21 protein-coding genes and 1 tRNA gene are annotated in these 16,428 nt (G+C 31.9%); 11 read left to right on the plus strand and 11 right to left on the minus strand.

Going from position 1 to position 16,428, the window contains the following annotated elements; translation table 11 throughout:
• Positions 1 to 108: 108 nt before the first annotated feature.
• The 4 genes from xerA to ABWP78_RS09055 form a co-directional block, all read right to left on the minus strand.
• The gene (gene xerA / locus ABWP78_RS09040) at positions 109 to 1,152 is read right to left on the minus strand and encodes a site-specific tyrosine recombinase/integron integrase (RefSeq protein ID WP_353170702.1); all 1,044 of its coding nucleotides are present in this window, start codon (positions 1,150 to 1,152) and stop codon (positions 109 to 111) included.
• A gap of 208 nt (positions 1,153 to 1,360) precedes the next feature.
• Positions 1,361 to 1,441: transfer RNA gene (locus ABWP78_RS09045), tRNA-Tyr, on the minus strand.
• Between the two features lie 147 nt (positions 1,442 to 1,588).
• Positions 1,589 to 2,035 (minus strand): TlpA family protein disulfide reductase, encoded by a 447-nt coding sequence (locus ABWP78_RS09050; RefSeq protein ID WP_353170749.1) that lies wholly within the window; start codon positions 2,033 to 2,035, stop codon positions 1,589 to 1,591.
• Positions 2,002 to 2,742, minus strand: coding sequence for a DUF4369 domain-containing protein (locus ABWP78_RS09055; protein ID WP_353170704.1), 741 nt, complete (start codon positions 2,740 to 2,742; stop codon positions 2,002 to 2,004). The genes ABWP78_RS09050 and ABWP78_RS09055 overlap by 34 nt, the downstream gene beginning before the upstream one ends.
• 125 nt (positions 2,743 to 2,867) lie before the next feature.
• Between ABWP78_RS09055 and ABWP78_RS09060 the strand changes: the two genes are divergently transcribed.
• The 6 genes from ABWP78_RS09060 (at position 2,868) to ABWP78_RS09085 (ending at position 6,835) form a co-directional block, all read left to right on the plus strand.
• Complete coding sequence (locus ABWP78_RS09060) at positions 2,868 to 3,416, plus strand: hypothetical protein (protein ID WP_353170706.1); 549 nt, start codon at positions 2,868 to 2,870, stop codon at positions 3,414 to 3,416.
• Positions 3,403 to 3,549 (plus strand): hypothetical protein, encoded by a 147-nt coding sequence (locus ABWP78_RS09065; RefSeq protein ID WP_353170708.1) that lies wholly within the window; start codon positions 3,403 to 3,405, stop codon positions 3,547 to 3,549. Before ABWP78_RS09060 ends, ABWP78_RS09065 begins: the two co-directional genes overlap by 14 nt.
• On the plus strand, positions 3,549 to 3,773 hold the full coding sequence (locus ABWP78_RS09070) for a hypothetical protein (RefSeq protein ID WP_353170711.1): 225 nt from the start codon (positions 3,549 to 3,551) through the stop codon (positions 3,771 to 3,773). Before ABWP78_RS09065 ends, ABWP78_RS09070 begins: the two co-directional genes overlap by 1 nt.
• Positions 3,760 to 4,143 carry a YchJ family protein gene (locus tag ABWP78_RS09075; RefSeq protein ID WP_353170713.1) on the plus strand — a complete coding sequence of 128 codons (384 nt, stop codon included), beginning with the start codon at positions 3,760 to 3,762 and terminating at the stop codon, positions 4,141 to 4,143. The genes ABWP78_RS09070 and ABWP78_RS09075 overlap by 14 nt, the downstream gene beginning before the upstream one ends.
• A 62-nt stretch (positions 4,144 to 4,205) precedes the next feature.
• Positions 4,206 to 5,312, plus strand: coding sequence for a vWA domain-containing protein (locus ABWP78_RS09080; protein WP_353170716.1), 1,107 nt, complete (start codon positions 4,206 to 4,208; stop codon positions 5,310 to 5,312).
• A 62-nt stretch (positions 5,313 to 5,374) separates the two neighbouring features.
• Positions 5,375 to 6,835, plus strand: coding sequence for an AAA family ATPase (locus ABWP78_RS09085; RefSeq protein ID WP_353170718.1), 1,461 nt, complete (start codon positions 5,375 to 5,377; stop codon positions 6,833 to 6,835).
• A gap of 48 nt (positions 6,836 to 6,883) precedes the next feature.
• Here ABWP78_RS09085 and ABWP78_RS09090 read toward each other — a convergent pair whose 3' ends face one another.
• The 4 genes from ABWP78_RS09090 to ABWP78_RS09105 all read right to left on the minus strand — a co-directional run bounded on the left by ABWP78_RS09090 (position 6,884) and on the right by ABWP78_RS09105 (position 10,145).
• Entirely contained in the window at positions 6,884 to 7,201 is a 318-nt protein-coding gene (locus ABWP78_RS09090; RefSeq protein ID WP_353170721.1) for a type II toxin-antitoxin system RelE/ParE family toxin, read from the minus strand.
• Entirely contained in the window at positions 7,189 to 7,398 is a 210-nt protein-coding gene (locus ABWP78_RS09095; protein ID WP_353170723.1) for a hypothetical protein, read from the minus strand. The genes ABWP78_RS09090 and ABWP78_RS09095 overlap by 13 nt, the downstream gene beginning before the upstream one ends.
• Before the next feature lie 96 nt (positions 7,399 to 7,494).
• On the minus strand, positions 7,495 to 8,856 hold the full coding sequence (locus tag ABWP78_RS09100) for a M28 family peptidase (RefSeq protein WP_353170725.1): 1,362 nt from the start codon (positions 8,854 to 8,856) through the stop codon (positions 7,495 to 7,497).
• An 86-nt stretch (positions 8,857 to 8,942) separates the two neighbouring features.
• Entirely contained in the window at positions 8,943 to 10,145 is a 1,203-nt protein-coding gene (locus tag ABWP78_RS09105; RefSeq protein ID WP_353170727.1) for an aminotransferase class I/II-fold pyridoxal phosphate-dependent enzyme, read from the minus strand.
• Positions 10,146 to 10,304: 159 nt separating this feature from the next.
• Here ABWP78_RS09105 and ABWP78_RS09110 point away from each other — a divergent pair, with 159 nt between their 5' ends.
• Together ABWP78_RS09110 and lpdA are read left to right on the plus strand one after the other, a co-directional pair.
• Positions 10,305 to 10,760, plus strand: coding sequence for an Lrp/AsnC family transcriptional regulator (locus tag ABWP78_RS09110; protein ID WP_291241352.1), 456 nt, complete (start codon positions 10,305 to 10,307; stop codon positions 10,758 to 10,760).
• A 103-nt stretch (positions 10,761 to 10,863) separates the two neighbouring features.
• Positions 10,864 to 12,267, plus strand: coding sequence for a dihydrolipoyl dehydrogenase (gene lpdA / locus ABWP78_RS09115; RefSeq protein ID WP_353170730.1), 1,404 nt, complete (start codon positions 10,864 to 10,866; stop codon positions 12,265 to 12,267).
• Positions 12,268 to 12,345: 78 nt separating this feature from the next.
• Here the strand turns inward: lpdA and ABWP78_RS09120 are convergent, their stop codons facing one another.
• Positions 12,346 to 13,803, minus strand: coding sequence for a TonB-dependent receptor (locus tag ABWP78_RS09120; RefSeq protein WP_353170733.1), 1,458 nt, complete (start codon positions 13,801 to 13,803; stop codon positions 12,346 to 12,348).
• Between the two features lie 174 nt (positions 13,804 to 13,977).
• Here ABWP78_RS09120 and ABWP78_RS09125 point away from each other — a divergent pair, with 174 nt between their 5' ends.
• The 3 genes from ABWP78_RS09125 to ABWP78_RS09135 are packed head-to-tail and all read left to right on the plus strand — an operon-like array spanning position 13,978 to position 15,724.
• Positions 13,978 to 14,745, plus strand: a complete 768-nt coding sequence (locus ABWP78_RS09125) for an MBL fold metallo-hydrolase (RefSeq protein ID WP_353170735.1) — start codon at positions 13,978 to 13,980, stop codon at positions 14,743 to 14,745.
• Positions 14,746 to 14,753: 8 nt separating this feature from the next.
• The gene (locus ABWP78_RS09130; protein ID WP_353170738.1) at positions 14,754 to 15,242 is read left to right on the plus strand and encodes a hypothetical protein; all 489 of its coding nucleotides are present in this window, start codon (positions 14,754 to 14,756) and stop codon (positions 15,240 to 15,242) included.
• Positions 15,243 to 15,244: 2 nt separating this feature from the next.
• Positions 15,245 to 15,724, plus strand: coding sequence for a hypothetical protein (locus ABWP78_RS09135; RefSeq protein WP_353170740.1), 480 nt, complete (start codon positions 15,245 to 15,247; stop codon positions 15,722 to 15,724).
• Between the two features lie 86 nt (positions 15,725 to 15,810).
• Here the strand turns inward: ABWP78_RS09135 and ABWP78_RS09140 are convergent, their stop codons facing one another.
• Positions 15,811 to 16,041 carry a hypothetical protein gene (locus ABWP78_RS09140; protein WP_353170743.1) on the minus strand — a complete coding sequence of 77 codons (231 nt, stop codon included), beginning with the start codon at positions 16,039 to 16,041 and terminating at the stop codon, positions 15,811 to 15,813.
• Positions 16,034 to 16,303 carry a hypothetical protein gene (locus tag ABWP78_RS09145; RefSeq protein WP_353170746.1) on the minus strand — a complete coding sequence of 90 codons (270 nt, stop codon included), beginning with the start codon at positions 16,301 to 16,303 and terminating at the stop codon, positions 16,034 to 16,036. Before ABWP78_RS09145 ends, ABWP78_RS09140 begins: the two co-directional genes overlap by 8 nt.
• Positions 16,304 to 16,428 lie beyond the last annotated feature (125 nt).

Consider the following 16,428-nt stretch of genomic DNA (forward strand, 5'->3'; position numbering starts at 1 on the left):
ATAACTTGTATATATGCGATATAAAACTTCGTATATACACCTATATTTCGGTAGATATGCGAAGTTTTGTTTCGCTTTTTTATTTAAATCAAATATAATATTTTTTTCTTACAAATCATCAAATGGGCTTTTAATTTGCTGAATATTTTTTGTGCTCACGTGTGTGTAAATTTCCGTTGTTTTACTACTATTATGGCCTAATAGTTCCTGTATATATCTTAAATCTGTTCCACTTTCTAGCAGATGAGTAGCATAACTGTGTCGCAACCAATGTAGCGTGGCAGGCTTTTTTATTCCTGTTTTATGTAGAGCTTGTTTCAATACTAGTTGTATACTTCTGGCATCATAAGGTGTGCCTTCTTTTTGCCCCTCAAACAAATACTTTTTGGGTTTGTAAACTTTATAATATTCTCGTAATAACTCTAATATTTTAAGACTTAGAGGAACAATTCTATCCTTTTTGCCTTTTGAATTTTTTAATAAAACTATATTTCTTTTAGAATCTATATGATGTGGTTGTAATGCTAATAATTCACCACATCGTAAGCCGCAAGAATAAATTAAACTTAACATTGTTTTGTGTTTTAAGTTGGTGGGTGCGGTAATAATTTGTTTTACCTCTTCTTTACTCAAAACATTTGGCAATGCTTTTTCTCTTCTAGGACGATGAATTTTGTCAATTTCTATTGCGGTTTCTTTTACTATTTTAAAATACAGTTTAATTGCATTTACTATCTGGTTTTGATAGGACGACGATAAATTATGCTTTAAAATAAAGTTGTTATTATATAAAATAACATCATCATTTGTAATGTCTTTAATTGCTTTGGTATTGCAAAAGATTAAAAACGATTTTAAGGCTTCACAATAGGTATTTATTGTATTTGGGCTATACCTTTTTGATAACATGTAGCGTTTAAAAGTTTCAATACTGGCTATGCCTTCAGTATTAGGTAATAAAGTATGTGCTAAAGGAAGTTTAAAATGTAAGCGGTTTCGCTCAGTGTCAGGTAAATGCCAGTAGCGTTTTGAAGCACTCCAAAGTGCATCTTCAAACGTTTTTATTCGGCTTATTAACGTGGTATCTTTTTCAAAAAAAATAGCAATTCTTGGCGTTCCTTTGTGGCTGATTATTTTGGCGTTCCATTTCATATTTTAGTTGCTTTATGTAACAAATATAAAAATAATTCTCAAAAATTCATGCTTCTGGATCTTTCAGTTTTTTTTGTGTTTAAAAACAGTGTTACTTCATAGATGGTGTATAGATACTCCATAGATAGTGTATAGATAGTGTATGAAAGTAGTTTTTAGAGATAGTACCAAAAACTATAAAAAAAGCACCTCGTTAGAAGTGCTTTTGTGGGGAGAGCAGGATTCGAACCTGCGAAGTTTTCACAGCAGATTTACAGTCTGCCCTCGTTGGCCGCTTGAGTATCTCCCCAGGCCATTTCGATTGCAAATATAGAATTGTTTTTTATTGTTGCAAACTTATTTTTGGGTAATATGTAAATTATTTTATAACATTCTGAAAACTAAAAGTATAAAAAATCCCATTTTGAAATTATATTCAAAATGGGATTATTAATTATTATTTTATACCTAATATTGCTATTACTTTAGCTTTTAATTCTTCGCCGCTAAGGTTTTTAGCTACAATATTTCCTTTTGCATCTAAAATAAATGTGGCAGGAATTTGATCAACTTTATATGCCGTTGCAATAGGATCTTCCCAACCTTTTAAATTAGAAACCTGAGTCCAAGTTAATTTATCTTTTGCAATAGCTGCTTTCCATTTTGTAGCGTCTTCATCTAAAGAAACGCCAATAATGTTTAACCCTTTACTATGCAATTCATTATAAATGGCAACTACATTTGGGTTTTCAGCTCTACAAGGTCCGCACCACGAAGCCCAAAAATCAATAATAGTAACTTTTCCTAACGATTCTTTTAACGAAACGGTTTTGCCTTCTGGCGTTTTAGCAGAAAATTCAGACGCTTTAGTTACTTTTTTTTTTCTGGAGTCGCAGCCTTCAATTGCGCATCTAAAGCTTTCTTAACGGCTTTACCGCTTTTCGTTCCATGTAATTTTTTGTCTAATTTTTCAAACGCAGCTGTAGCATCTTTTCCTTGCATCATTCCTCTACTAACATAGTTTTCTAGAAAAAGCATTGACAAAATAGAACTTGGATTATTTTTCATAAAATCTTTAGATTTTGCATCCATCTTAGCAGCAATAGACTGCGCTAATTTGCCGTATTCTTGATTTAATTGTGTCTGAACAGCAACATCATTGGTTTCCATGGCTTTTTTCATGGCTTCATTGTTGTTCTTCTGAAAATCCATAATCGGTTTGTTAATAATAACCGATTCATCTGTATATTTTTGAAACAAGTCATTGTCAGTAGTTCCTGAAATTCTAGATTTTTGAATGTCTTTGGTATCAAAAGCAATAGCTATCGTACCGCTTTCAATAATAAAAGGAAGTGCTTTTTTAGATTGATATTGCGGGTCAATTACACCTTCAATACTTACAATTCCAATTTCAGGAAGTTCGCTTTTGCCTTCAAATTGAAACTTTCCTTCTTTGACTTCTACCGTATCCATTGCTACGGGTCCCATTTCGTTAGCACCTTCTAAAAATACTTTGGTGCCGTCTTTTATTCCTTTTGCAGTTCCTTCAACTTTAAATTTATTGCAAGAAATTAATATTAATGCCGAAAATAATAGTACTACTTGTTTCATTGTTTTTTTCTAATTGGTTATGCTGAAAATTCAGTTATTTAATTTATTAAAGGCAAATGTAATAATTTTTTTAGGATTAATAAAATCGTTTTAAATCCCAAAATAGATATCACTATCTTTGTAAAATGAATAGTTACAATAAATTTAATTTTCACAAACACACGTTTTGCTTGTTTCAGCAAGCAGAAGATACTGTTGTGGCAGATTTAAAATTAGGGTACAAAAGTGCTTCCGGAAGTGCCTATTATTTTACCGAATTGGGTGTTTACAGAAAATCCAATCATTGGGGAAGAGCAGCCAATTGCAGGTGGCGACTGATAACTAATTCGGACTATAAAAATCAAACTAAAAGTGTTGGTTTTGCCAGATGGACTGATTTTTATCCAAATAATGAAATTGAAAAATTGTTTTTTATTGGAGTGAATGAATCCAAAAATGAAGTGCATTTTAATCATAAAAACCATCCAAACTATACCAATCAATTGCTAAGAAATGCATCAGACACGACTAAAAGAATTAAAGAGATAAAAATTATTTTACAATCTAATTTATGGGCAAAACACGTTTTTTTTGACGATTTTGAAGAATTTAGAACGAAAATGCTAACAGAATTAAGTAATACCAATGAAAGTTTCGTAAATTTGAAGAAAATTTTGCAACATGGGAAGAAATAATGCCATAAATAAAGACAAGCATAAAAAGCAATTGGACAATCATTTGAAGAAAATTCAGAAAACCAAACAAACGTCTGCAGCTAAAAAAGCAGCAATATTAGAACAATACAAGCAATCGCTTAAAAACCAATAATGCATTCACAACAACTAGTTAATTTAAAACCAAAAGTTCAAACAATTATTGATTTATTAGCCAAAAAAGAGTGGAAAAACGCCCAACTTTTACAGCTTGAAGTGAGTGAGGAAGTGGAGAATTTAATTGATGAGGTGGTTTCAGACGACCATTTAATCGAATTAAGTAAATATCAGGTTTTGCTTACACATTTATTACTTAAAATTCAAAATGAATCACACTAATCCTTGCCCTTGCGGAAGTCACTTAACTTTAGAAGAATGTTGTTTGCCTTATATTCAATATGAAGCAATGGTAACAACTTCGGAAAAATTAATGCGTTCCAGATTTACAGCATTTTATCTACATGATGCCGAATATTTATACAAAACTACACACGTGTCACAAAAAAAATACACGAATAAATCAGATATTTTAACTTGGGCACAACAAAACATTTGGCAAAAACTAGAAATTCTAAACAGTACTGAAAACACGGTAGAATTCAAAGCCTACTATTTAGATGAAAATAAAATCCAGCAAATCCATCACGAAAAATCTACATTTATTCTTTTTCAAAATCATTGGTTTTATGTGGACGGAAAGTTTTATTAGTTTTAACTAAAAATTAGCATTCGTTTTCTTGTCATTTAAAAGTATCCTTGTAATTTTAAAGAATGAAAAAAGGGTTTTATTTTAAAACGTACGAAAAACCATTTAAATCACCATTTGAAGTACTTTTTGGTGTTTTTAAAGAATTAATTGTACACACTTCAGGCGACTTTGACGAAGCTATAGATTGGCTGCGAGAACTTGATAACGAATACAAATTAACTACACCAGACTATTCCATTGAAGATTTTATTGAAGATTTAAAGAAAAAAGGATTCATTCGTAAAGAAATAACAGGCGATGGAACAGGCGAGGTTACCATTACTTCAAAAACGGAACGTCTTATTCGTCAAGCCGCTTTGGATCAAATATTTGGAAATTTAAATAAATCGGGTAGCGGCAATCACAAATCGAAACAACTTGGTGGAGGCGATGAACTTACTGGCGAACTTAGAAGTTATAATTTTGGAGATGCTTTAGATAGAATTTCATTAACGGAAAGTCTAAAAAACGCACAAATCAATAATGGAATAGGCGAGTTCCAACTTACCGAAAATGATTTGGTAATTGAAGATACGCATTATAAATCGCAAATGAGTACTGTTTTAATGATAGACATTTCTCATAGTATGATTTTGTATGGCGAAGACCGAATTACGCCTGCTAAAAAAGTAGCGATGGCGCTAGCGGAACTTATCACTACTCGTTATCCGAAAGACACCATTGATATTTTAGTTTTTGGTAATGATGCTTGGCCTATTTCAATAAAAGAATTACCTTTTTTAAAAGTAGGACCTTATCATACTAATACCGTTGCAGGTTTGCAATTAGCAATGGATATGCTGCGTAGAAAACGTAATACCAACAAACAAATATTTATGATTACTGATGGAAAACCAAGCTGTGTTCGTGAAAAAGACGGCTCGTATTACATGAATAGCAACGGTTTAGACGAGTATATTGTTGAAAAATGCTATACGCAAGCGGCTCAAGCCAGAAAATTACACATTCCTATTACAACTTTTATGATTGCCAACGATCCCTATTTGCAACAATTTGTAGATAAATTTACGGAAGCCAATCAAGGAAAAGCGTTCTACACGGGTTTAAGTGGTTTAGGAGAAATGATTTTTCAAGATTACGAAGCCAATAGAAAAAAGAAACTGAAATAAGTAGTATCAAATCAAAGAAATTAAATAAAAAGCAGTAGCTAAATAGCGTTTAAAAAAATAGTATGACACATATAAAAACATTAGGTGAATTGATACAATCAGGCTATCAATCCAAAAATATAAAAGAGGAGTTACGTACCAATTTAAGAAATAAACTAATAGCCAAACAGCCAACCTTTACAGGTGTTCATGGTTTTGAAAATTCTGTAATTCCCGAGTTGGAACGCGCTATTTTATCACGTCATAATATTAATTTATTAGGATTGCGCGGACAAGCAAAAACACGTTTGGCTCGAAAAATGGTCGAACTTTTAGACGAATACATTCCGTTTGTTACCGGTTCTGAAATTAATGACGATCCTCTAAATCCAATTTCGCGTTTTGCTATAGATTTGATTGCTGAAAAAGGCAATGACACGCCAATTTCTTGGTTACATAGAAGCGAACGTTTTTTCGAAAAATTAGCCACGCCTGATGTTACAGTTGCCGATTTAATTGGTGATGTAGATCCAATAAAAGCGGCCAATTTAAAATTATCTTATGCAGACGAACGCGTGATTCATTTCGGAATGATTCCACGTGCCAACAGATGTATTTTTGTAATTAACGAATTGCCTGATTTACAAGCTCGTATTCAAGTAGCGTTATTCAATATTTTACAAGAAGGCGATATTCAAATACGTGGGTTTAAATTAAGAATGCCGTTAGATTTGCAATTTATTTTTACTGCAAATCCAGAAGATTACACCAATCGTGGAAGTATAGTAACACCTTTAAAAGATAGAATAGGTTCTCAAATTTTAACGCATTATCCAGAAACTATTGAAATTGCTAAAATTATTACAACGCAAGAAGCTAAGTTAGATGAAAATCAATCGTCTTTAGTACACGTGCCAAATTTAGCAAAAGATTTGTTGGAGCAAGTAGGTTTTGAAGCTAGAGAATCGGAATATATTGATTCAAAAAGTGGCGTTTCAGCTCGAATGAGTATTACCGCATATGAGAATTTGATTAGTACCGCCGAACGCAGAGCTTTACTAAATGGAGAAGAAAAAACAACGGTTCGTTTGTCTGATTTTTTAGGAATTATTCCAGCCATAACTGGAAAAGTAGAATTGGTTTACGAAGGCGAACAAGAAGGCGCTGGAGTAGTGGCGCAATATTTAATTGCCAATGCGATTCATACTTTTTTCCCAGGTTATTTTCCTAAAATTGAAAAACTGGAGAAACAAGATGTAACTACACCTTATACCGAAATTACCGAATGGTTTTTCAATGAATCAGGTTTTGAATTAACAGATGATTGCTCAGATGAAGTTTACAAAAACATCTTAGATGAGGTACAGCCATTAGAAAAATTAATTCAAAAATACCAACCAGAAATTGCAATATCAGACAAGTATTTCCTTAAAGAATTTATCCTTTGGGCTTTAGTAGAATATAAAAAACTATCAAAGGAAAGAACAGAAGATGGCTTTCAATTTAAAGATCCGTATTCAAGGTTTATTAGTAAATTGTCTTAATTGTCATAACATAAATACAAAATCCGTCTCGATTACTTCGGGACGGATTTATTTGTTTTTAATAGGATTTTGTCTTGTGTCAAAAATTCTATTAATGTAAATTTTATCTTTTCCTTCTCGGTAAGTTATTTTGCAATGATGATGAATTAACTTTCGGTATTCAAATTTTAGGTGTGTAAAATCTTCATCAACAGAACCAATTTTATTGAATTTGTGAAATGCTAAGATTTCAGTTGCTTCTAGAATTTCAGTTGCGATTTTAATTGACTTATTAAAACCGAACAATTTTACATTAAATCGAGTAACTTTTTCCAAATCTTTAATCGCTCTGTTGGTCCAAAAAACAGGTTTAATTATTCTTTCCAATTAGCAATCATTTTTTTGACTTCTTCTTGTGCATAAATATTTCCGGATTCAATATCTTTTTCAGATTCAGCGATCATTTTGTCTTTTTTAATTTGAACGAAATAAGATGTTGCCATGTCGTGAAATAATTGTACAAACTTATCATCACCGTTGTTGATGATGTCATGAAGTTCTTGTTTTAGTTCAATTGTACTCATATTAGAAAATTTATAAAACAAAATTACAAAAAAAATTTCTTCCCGAAGTACTGAGGTCGGATTTTAATTTTATTGCCACATTGGCTCATTAACTAATTATTTTCTTTTAAAAGTAGTTCTAATGACATCTTTTGGAAACACAACCATACTTTCAAATCCATTTTTATAAACTGTAGCCACACCAAAATAATGGTTGTCAATTACAAAGTTTTTCAATGTGTAATTGTCAATATTTCCAACAAATCTGGATTGGTTCCATTGAAAATCTGTAGTTAATCTCCAATATATTTTATAACCTAAGATTTGATCGTCATTTTCAATTTTGTCCCATTTTAATTTTACACTGGCTTCAACCGCTCCGCCAATAAGCACATTTTTAGGTGCAGGAGGAGCGCTTGCTAAAGTTGCTAATACTACAGAATTTACTGCAGTTAGTTTTTTAACGTATTCAAAATTAACGCCTTCTATTACATCACCGTATTTGATACCATTTTCGGTTCTTAAGTTTTGGTGTTGTCTGTTATAGTTTTCATGAGCTTCCATAATTCGGACACCTGCAAATCCTAAATCGTTAAAAGGTCTATGATGGCCGCCACGTCCAAATCTATCTAAACGATAAATTAGCATAGGGTTCATTTCTGGAAGATATGAAAGCGTTTGCTTGTGAATATATCGGGCTAATTGACGCGAAATGCCTTCTACTTCACCACCATAAAATCTTCGGTTATTAACTTCTTTTTCAGTATCTGTAGTAGAGGTAGGTTCTGAGAAAATTCGAAACGTTCTGTTGTCAATAACACCATCTATTCCTTCAATATTACCAATCATATCGTTATTTAGTACACCAATAATTTCCCAGTTGTTTTTCTTGGCATATTCTGCAAAACCTTTTCCTCCAAACAAGCCTTGTTCTTCGCCTGAAAGACCTAAATAAATAATGCTGTTTTCAAATTTATATTGAGATAAAACTCTCGCTGCTTCTATAGTACCTGCCATTCCAGAAGCATTATCATTAGCTCCAGGAGCATCTGTAGTGTAATCCATAGTATCTGAATTTCTACTATCAATATCGCCCGTCATTATTATATACCTATTTGGATATTTGGTTCCTTTTTGTACCGCCGCCACGTTTACTATCCAAGTGTCTTTGGGCACGCGTTCCCCATCATTAGTAGTAACAAAATCTTTTTGATAAAAAACGTCCAAGCAGTTTTTACAATCTTTAGAAATTAAATCAAATTCAGATTTTATCCAACGTCTGGCTGCACCAATACCTCGGGTCTTTGAAACCGTATCACTAAAAGTGTTTCTTGTTCCAAAATTGGCCAATTTAATAACGTCTTTTTGAATTCTTTCTTCCGAAATTTTATCTATTATTTCATATATTGTAGTTTCAGTATTTTGAGAAAATCCAATAAATGAAAAAAAGATACTAAACAAATAAATAGATCTCATCATAATTTATGTTATATATATTATATTCAAACTTACAAAAAAAATCCGTCTCGAAGTAATCGGGACGGATTTTAAATAAAAATAGTATTTTACAAAATATGTAATTCTTTCATACAAGCATGCATACTTTGATACGTTCTTTCAATGTCGTTATCTAAACCAATTGAAAAACGAATTAAACCATCAGTTAAACCCATTTCTGCTTGTTCGTCTAAAGGAATTTCAGAAGAAGTGGATGTACCTGGTGCGCTAAAAAGGGTTTTGTAAAAGCCTAAACTCACAGCCAAATACCCTAAATTTCTTTCTTGCATTAATTCCATTAAGGCATTGGCCTTTTCTAAACTTCCTACGTCAATAGTCATCATACCTCCAAAACCATATTCTGGGTTAATCATATTTTTGTATATAGTATGACTTGGATGACTAGCCAATCCTGGATAAACGGTTTTGATGCCGTCTGCTTCAAATTTATTTGCCAAATACATCGCATTATGACTGTGCTGCTTCATTCGGATATGAAGTGTTCTTAAGTTTTTCATTACCGATGCCGAACGTAAACTATCCATTGTAGGACCTAAAAGCATACTGGCACCAGAATTTACGTTTTTTAAATCGTTAATAAATGCTTGACTGGCACACGTTACACCGCCCACTGTATCCGAACTTCCGTTGATGTATTTTGTTAAGGAATGAATTACAATATCCGCACCTAATTTTACTGGCGATACCGATAAAGGTGAAAACGTATTGTCAACTACCAATTTAAGATTGTGCTTTTTCGCAATCTTAGCTAAAGAAGCAATATCGGCTACTTCTAATAAGGGATTACTCACCGTTTCGCAATATAAAACTTTAGTTGTAGAAGTAATAGCAGCTTCTACAAGGTCTAATTTAGTAATGTCTACAAAAGTAGTTTTTACACCAAATCTCGGTGCGAAATTTTTCAAAAAGGCATAGGTTCCTCCATAAATGGTTCTACTTGAAACCACGTGGTCTCCTTGTCCGCAAAGTTGTAAAATTGTTGGTGTTATGGCGCCCATTCCAGAAGCAGATACATTAGCGGTTTCAGTGCCTTCCATTGCTGCTAACGCTTTATCCAAATACAAATTACTTGGCGAGGAATGTCGGGAATATAAATAACACCCTTCTGCGTTCCCTTCAAAGGTATCAAACATCGTTTTAGCAGAAAGAAACGTGTAAGTAGATGAATCTGAAATAGAAGGGTTTACCCCACCAAATTCGCCAAAATACTGTAAATCTTGTATGTTGTCGGCTGGATTAAATGTGCTCATAGTTGTTTGTTTTTATCTATCAAAATTGAAAAAAATAAATTAATATTTCAACAATACTTTAAATATTTAGTTTATTTATCTATTAATTTATTAAATAATGGTTTATTTATCTATATTTTTACTTTTTTACGTATATTTACCAAATAAATTACGACACCAATGGATGCAATTGATAAAAAACTATTAGAATTGATGCAAATCGATTCTAAAAAAACAACAAAAGAATTATCAAGTAAATTAAATTTATCCGTAACTGCTGTGTATGAACGGATAAAAAAGTTAGAACGCGAAGGGATTATTCGTAAGTATGTTACTATTTTAGATAAAACAAAAATCAATAAAGGTTTTGTGGTGTTTTGTCACGTTAAATTAATTAAACATTCAAGAGATTTAATCTCTGAATTTGAAAAAGAAGTAGTAACGCTAACTGAAGTTTTAGAATGTTTTCACGTAAGTGGTGATTACGATTATATCTTAAAAATTTGCGTGAAAGATATGGAAGAATACCGAGAATTTATGGTAACGAAGTTAACTACCTTACAACATATTGGTAGTACACACAGCACATTTATGATTGGAGAAGTAAAAAATTCTACTTCATTTGTATTGAATTAAAATTAATGAAGTTTTTTCATTAAATAGCACTACATATTTATTTAAAAAACTTTACTTTTGCACTTTAAAATCACACTATTTACATTTTATAAAAAATATAGTTATGAGTCAATTTGATGTAACCATTATTGGTTCTGGACCTGGAGGATATGTAGCAGCTATTCGTTGCGCCCAATTGGGATTTAAAACAGCAATTATTGAAAAATACGCAACGCTTGGCGGAACGTGTCTGAATGTGGGATGTATTCCATCAAAAGCATTATTGGCATCATCGCATCATTATGAAGAATTGCAACATTTTGCAGACCACGGAATTGAAGTTTCGGGTGAAGTAAAAGTCAATTTAGAAAAAATGATTGCCAGAAAACAAGCGGTTGTAGACCAAACTTCTGGTGGTGTAAAATACTTAATGGATAAAAATAAAGTTACTGTTTTTGAAGGATTAGGTTCTTTTGAAAGCGCTACTTCTGTTAAGGTAACTAAAGCAGATGGTTCTTCAGAAATCATCGAATCTAAAAATATCATTATTGCTACAGGTTCTAAACCTTCAAACTTACCTTTCATCAAATTAGATAAAGACAGAATCATTACTTCAACGGAAGCTTTAAAATTAAAAGAGGTGCCTAAACATTTAGTAATTATTGGTGGAGGTGTTATAGGTATCGAATTAGGACAAGTATATTTACGATTAGGTGCTCAAGTTTCTGTAGTAGAATTTATGGATAGAATTATTCCAGGAATGGATGCTTCTTTATCTAAAGAATTAACAAAAGTCTTTAAAAAACAAGGTATGAAATTTTATACCTCACATAAAGTACAATCTGTAGATAGAGCAGGAGATGTAGTTACTGTAAAAGCAGAAAATGCAAAAGGAGAAATCATTTCATTAGAAGGTGATTATGCTTTAGTTTCTGTAGGACGTCGTCCATATACCGATGGTTTACATGCAGAAAAAGCAGGAGTAAAAGTTACAGATAGAGGGCAAATTGAAGTGAACAATCATTTACAAACTTCAGTTTCCAATATTTATGCAATTGGCGATGTTGTACGTGGTGCGATGTTAGCGCACAAAGCGGAAGAAGAAGGAGTAATGGTTGCTGAAATTTTAGCCGGTCAAAAACCTCATATCGATTATAACTTAATTCCTGGCGTAGTATATACTTGGCCAGAAGTTGCGGCCGTAGGTAAAACAGAGGAGCAATTAAAAGCAGAAGGCATTGAGTTTAAAGCGGGAAGTTTTCCATTCAAAGCATTAGGAAGAGCAAGAGCAGGAGGCGATACAGATGGATTTGTTAAAATCTTAGCCGATGCCAAAACAGATGAGGTGTTAGGGGTTCATATGATAGGTGCACGTTGTGCGGATTTAATTGCAGAAGCGGTTACCGCAATGGAATTTAGAGCATCTGCAGAAGATATCTCAAGAATGTCTCACGCACACCCAACGTTTGCAGAAGCCATCAAAGAAGCCGCTTTAGCTGCAACAGCAAATAGAGCGTTGCACGTGTAGAGAATTAAATTCCAAAATTTAAATTCCAATTATAAAAAAAATCCCAAATTCTTAAAAGTTTGGGATTTTTTTAGTTTATTACTTAGCTAATTCTTTTTCTTTTTGATAGCCAAATAAATGATCTTTTTTAATGATTTCTGCGGTGCCATCTGGTAGCATATCTTCCCAGCCAGACTCGCCTTTAGCAATCATTTTTAATATTTTTCTGGAGAAAATATCTAATGTTTTGTCATCGTAAGTTTCTATATCGGTAACTTTTCCGTTGTATTTAAAGAATTTATACAATTCTTTCATTCTCGGATGCACTTTTAAGTTTTCTGACGTAATTATTTCACCCGTTTCTGGATCTTTCATCGGATATAAATACACTTTTAAATCTCTGTAAAATAATTTTCCAAACGCTTCTAAAATTCCACCCGACATATGACGGTAGTATTTCTCATCAAAAATTTCTACTAAATTACTCACACCCATAGCTAAAGCAGTACGTGATTTTGTAAAAGATGAAAAGTATTCTAAAACTTTATAATATTCTTGAAAATTAGAAATCATTACGGTTTGACCTAAAGCACATAAAAGTTCTGCTCTGTCTAAGAAATCTCTTTCGTCAATTTCACCTTCAGCTTTTAAGTTGGAAAGCGTGATTTCGAAAACCACAAACGTGTTTTCTTTACTTACTTTATTTTCTTGTATAAACATCTCGTAAGATTGCTTATACATATCCATATTTACTTTTGTTACAGGTCGGAAACTACCACGTAACGCTAAAATATTCTTTTTATATAAAACAGCTGCTGGCAAAATATTCTTTCCTTCCGGATTAAACATTACGGCATCTGTAAAGCCGTATTTTACCAATTGCAAACTCATTAATCTGTTGTCTACATCTGCAAAACTTGGTCCTGAGAAATTTATCGTATCAATTTCAAGTTGGTCTTTTTCTAAATGGTCGTATAAATAACGCAATAATTTTTTGGCATCATTATGTTTGTAAAACGCGCCATAAATTAAGTTTACGCCCAAGATTCCTAAGGTTTCTTGTTGCAAACGGGCATCATTTTCTTTAAAACGAATGTGAATTAAAATTTCATTATACGCTTGGTCGGGTTCTACTTGGAATTTAATTCCTACCCAGCCGTGTCCTTTAAATTGTTTTGCAAAATCAATAGTCGCTACAGTATTCGCATAACTAAAAAACATTTTATTTGGATGCTTATCTCTTTTTAAACGATCTTCAATAAGTTTCGTTTCGTGCGTAAGCATTTTTCTTAATCTGCTTTCTGTAACATATCTACCATCTTCTTCAATTCCGTAAATGGCATCACTAAAATCTTTATCATAGGCAGACATCGCTTTTGCAATCGTACCGGAAGAAGCACCTGCTCTGAAAAAATGCCTCACCGTTTCTTGTCCGGCACCAATTTCGGCAAAGGTTCCGTAAATATTTTCGTTTAAATTAATACGGAGTGCTTTGTCCTTTGTAGAAGGGATTTGTTCAATAGCTTTGTCTCCTCTTAATGTGATTTCAGTCGTCATTTATTCAAATGTGTTTTTTGGCAAATTAAATTACTATGCAAAGTTAATAAATTATAGGTTTTAACAAGAGTATTTTGTTATTTTTGTAAAAAAGAAATTACTACTATTACAATAAAGTAGCACTTTTCTACTAAAAGTAGCGGGTAACTTTTTTAGCGTGTCAATCAAATACATATGAAATTATACTTCTTAGGAACGGGTACATCTCAAGGCATTCCAGTAATTGGGAGTACGCATTTTGTATGTTTAAGTGATGATGCAAAAGACAAGCGCTTGCGCGTTTCTATTTGGATACACGATGAAGATTTTTCAGTAGTTATTGATTGCGGACCCGATTTTCGTCAGCAAATGCTTACCAGTGGTTGTTCGCGTATTGATGGGTTGCTTTTTACACACGAACACGCAGACCATACAGCTGGTTTGGATGATATTCGTCCGTTTTATTTTAATCAAGGTGAAATTCCGGTTTACGGACATTCGCGCGTGTTGAAAAATTTAGCCAAACGATTTGATTATATCTTTGAAAAAGAAAACAAATATCCAGGCGCGCCTTCTGTGTTGCCAATTGAAGTGGTGAATAATCAAAATATAACCATTAAAAATCAGATCGTAATTCCAATTAATGCGATGCACGGAAATTTACAGGTTTTTGGATACCGAATCAAAGATGTTGTATATTTAACAGATGTAAAAACCATTGAGGATGCAGAAATAGAAAAACTTAAAGATGTTGAGGTTTTGGTTATCAATGCGTTACGATTTGAACCACATAATACCCATTTTAACATAGAAGAAGCTATAAATTTTATAAATTTGGTGCAACCTAAAAAAGCGTATTTAACACATATTAGTCATATTTTAGGATTGCACGAAGAGGTACAAAAACAATTGCCAGAAAACGTTTTTTTAGCATACGATAATTTAGAAATAGAAATTAAATAAATAGTAAAATGAAAAGGAGTTTATTACTTTACGGAATCGTATTTTCAGTATTAATTAATATTTTTCAATTTGTAAATTCTTCAAATATCTTGAAAAGAAGCGAAGAAGTGTCTACAATTAGTAAAAAGGAATTAAAAAAAGCACAAGATACCATTGCGAAATTACGCGACAATGATTCGTTTTCCTTAGACACTAATGAAAATGCGCAAGAGTATTATTTTGAATACGATGTAAAAGCATTACAAACGAAAGTGAAAGAAGATTTAACTGCTTTTAACGCCGACAAAAAAGGAAATAAATACGTTTCTTACGATCAAATTGGCGACAATCCGTTTTTGATAAATAATATTAAAATTTTAAATCATAGATGGATTATTGCTAATTTTTCTGATGGTAAAGTTTGGGGCGAAGTGTTGATAAAATACTTTCATAATGCTGATAAACCTACCGATTTTGAAACCGTAGAAACCTTAATTTATCAAGAAACGCTAAATTAAAAATGAAAAAACTTGTATATATTTTAGTACTGACATCGTTATTTTCTTGCGATTATATCTTAAAGAATCCACCAAAAGATACCACGGAAATGGATTCTATTGTGAAAAATCAGTTAAATGATGACAAAAACGAAAATGGGTGCGATTTAAAAGCAGGGTATAAATGGTCGAATATGACTAAAAAATGTGTGCGTGTTTTTGAAGAGGGCTATCGTTTAACCTCTATAGAAAGAGATTCGCTTGAAAGAAAAAAAAACGCCTTCTTTTTTGTGGATGAAGACAGTTTAATTGCAGAAGTTTTTTTACCAGATTCTAAAGAATCAATTGTTTTTAAAAGAGAAAGTGACGACCAAAACTTCAAATTTCAAAACTTCGAATTCCGAACCAACAAAGGTTTTTATTTGTACTACAAACAAACTCTTATGTTTCAACCTGCTATTCCTGTAGATACTAAAATTTTAGGCAAAGCCGAGGAGCATTAGGGGATTTGGGTATGAGGTTTTGGGTTTAGGGTAAAAGGTATTTTTATAAATCTGATTTTCTTTTTAGAAAATTTTGATGTATAAATTTATAAAAATATTCGTTTAACTTTTTTATTTGCAACTTTTACAATATCCATATTTCTTTCAAAATCTTTATTTTGATTTAAGAGTTTAAATATTTCTGTTTTAAAATTATAAATATCTCTATCAATTTTATTAAGTTTTGTTTTTTCTATATTTACTTGATTAGAGATAGAAATTTCGCTTACTATTTTATTATTTTTAGATATAGTAAATTTGTCATCAAAATTAGGCATAATTAAATTTTCCTCGCCATAAACATTTTTTTCCTTTAATTTTGTTAATTTGATATTTAAAAATCAATTCTATAATTTGGTTTTTCTCAATTTCAGATAATTCTATTTTATCCATATAATTATTATACCAATTAATTTTAAAATCTCCAGTTTTCAAATTCAATTCATAATTCGAATTAGAAATAGATAAATCAAAATTTTCTTGTTTTTTTGAACAAGAAATTAAAATAAATGTGATTAAAATTAGAATTTTATTTTTCATAATAATATTTTTTCGTTCTTCCATTTGAAACGCTAAAAGGTGCCTTCTACAGTATAATTATTTTATTCGTTTTGTCATCCTATGTTTGTACTTTATTTAGGATTTACAAAAATTAAAGTAAATTT

Origin of the sequence: Flavobacterium sp. (assembly GCF_040402955.1) — a bacterium.
Taxonomy (GTDB): Bacteria; Bacteroidota; Bacteroidia; order Flavobacteriales; family Flavobacteriaceae; genus Flavobacterium.

What these genes read in the sequence shown, in the direction of transcription:
- ABWP78_RS09110 (WP_291241352.1), top strand. Translation starts at nt 10,305, where the DNA reads ATGGATGCAATTGATAAAAAACTATTAGAATTGATGCAAATCGATTCT.
- ABWP78_RS09065 (WP_353170708.1), top strand. Translation starts at nt 3,403, where the DNA reads ATGGGAAGAAATAATGCCATAAATAAAGACAAGCATAAAAAGCAATTG.
- xerA (WP_353170702.1), bottom strand. Translation starts at nt 1,152, where the DNA reads ATGAAATGGAACGCCAAAATAATCAGCCACAAAGGAACGCCAAGAATT.
- ABWP78_RS09145 (WP_353170746.1), bottom strand. Translation starts at nt 16,303, where the DNA reads ATGAAAAATAAAATTCTAATTTTAATCACATTTATTTTAATTTCTTGT.
- ABWP78_RS09055 (WP_353170704.1), bottom strand. Translation starts at nt 2,742, where the DNA reads ATGAAACAAGTAGTACTATTATTTTCGGCATTAATATTAATTTCTTGC.
- ABWP78_RS09070 (WP_353170711.1), top strand. Translation starts at nt 3,549, where the DNA reads ATGCATTCACAACAACTAGTTAATTTAAAACCAAAAGTTCAAACAATT.
- ABWP78_RS09075 (WP_353170713.1), top strand. Translation starts at nt 3,760, where the DNA reads ATGAATCACACTAATCCTTGCCCTTGCGGAAGTCACTTAACTTTAGAA.
- ABWP78_RS09080 (WP_353170716.1), top strand. Translation starts at nt 4,206, where the DNA reads ATGAAAAAAGGGTTTTATTTTAAAACGTACGAAAAACCATTTAAATCA.
- ABWP78_RS09120 (WP_353170733.1), bottom strand. Translation starts at nt 13,803, where the DNA reads ATGACGACTGAAATCACATTAAGAGGAGACAAAGCTATTGAACAAATC.
- ABWP78_RS09105 (WP_353170727.1), bottom strand. Translation starts at nt 10,145, where the DNA reads ATGAGCACATTTAATCCAGCCGACAACATACAAGATTTACAGTATTTT.
- ABWP78_RS09140 (WP_353170743.1), bottom strand. Translation starts at nt 16,041, where the DNA reads ATGCCTAATTTTGATGACAAATTTACTATATCTAAAAATAATAAAATA.
- ABWP78_RS09095 (WP_353170723.1), bottom strand. Translation starts at nt 7,398, where the DNA reads ATGAGTACAATTGAACTAAAACAAGAACTTCATGACATCATCAACAAC.
- lpdA (WP_353170730.1), top strand. Translation starts at nt 10,864, where the DNA reads ATGAGTCAATTTGATGTAACCATTATTGGTTCTGGACCTGGAGGATAT.
- ABWP78_RS09100 (WP_353170725.1), bottom strand. Translation starts at nt 8,856, where the DNA reads ATGATGAGATCTATTTATTTGTTTAGTATCTTTTTTTCATTTATTGGA.
- ABWP78_RS09125 (WP_353170735.1), top strand. Translation starts at nt 13,978, where the DNA reads ATGAAATTATACTTCTTAGGAACGGGTACATCTCAAGGCATTCCAGTA.
- ABWP78_RS09085 (WP_353170718.1), top strand. Translation starts at nt 5,375, where the DNA reads ATGACACATATAAAAACATTAGGTGAATTGATACAATCAGGCTATCAA.
- ABWP78_RS09060 (WP_353170706.1), top strand. Translation starts at nt 2,868, where the DNA reads ATGAATAGTTACAATAAATTTAATTTTCACAAACACACGTTTTGCTTG.
- ABWP78_RS09130 (WP_353170738.1), top strand. Translation starts at nt 14,754, where the DNA reads ATGAAAAGGAGTTTATTACTTTACGGAATCGTATTTTCAGTATTAATT.
- ABWP78_RS09135 (WP_353170740.1), top strand. Translation starts at nt 15,245, where the DNA reads ATGAAAAAACTTGTATATATTTTAGTACTGACATCGTTATTTTCTTGC.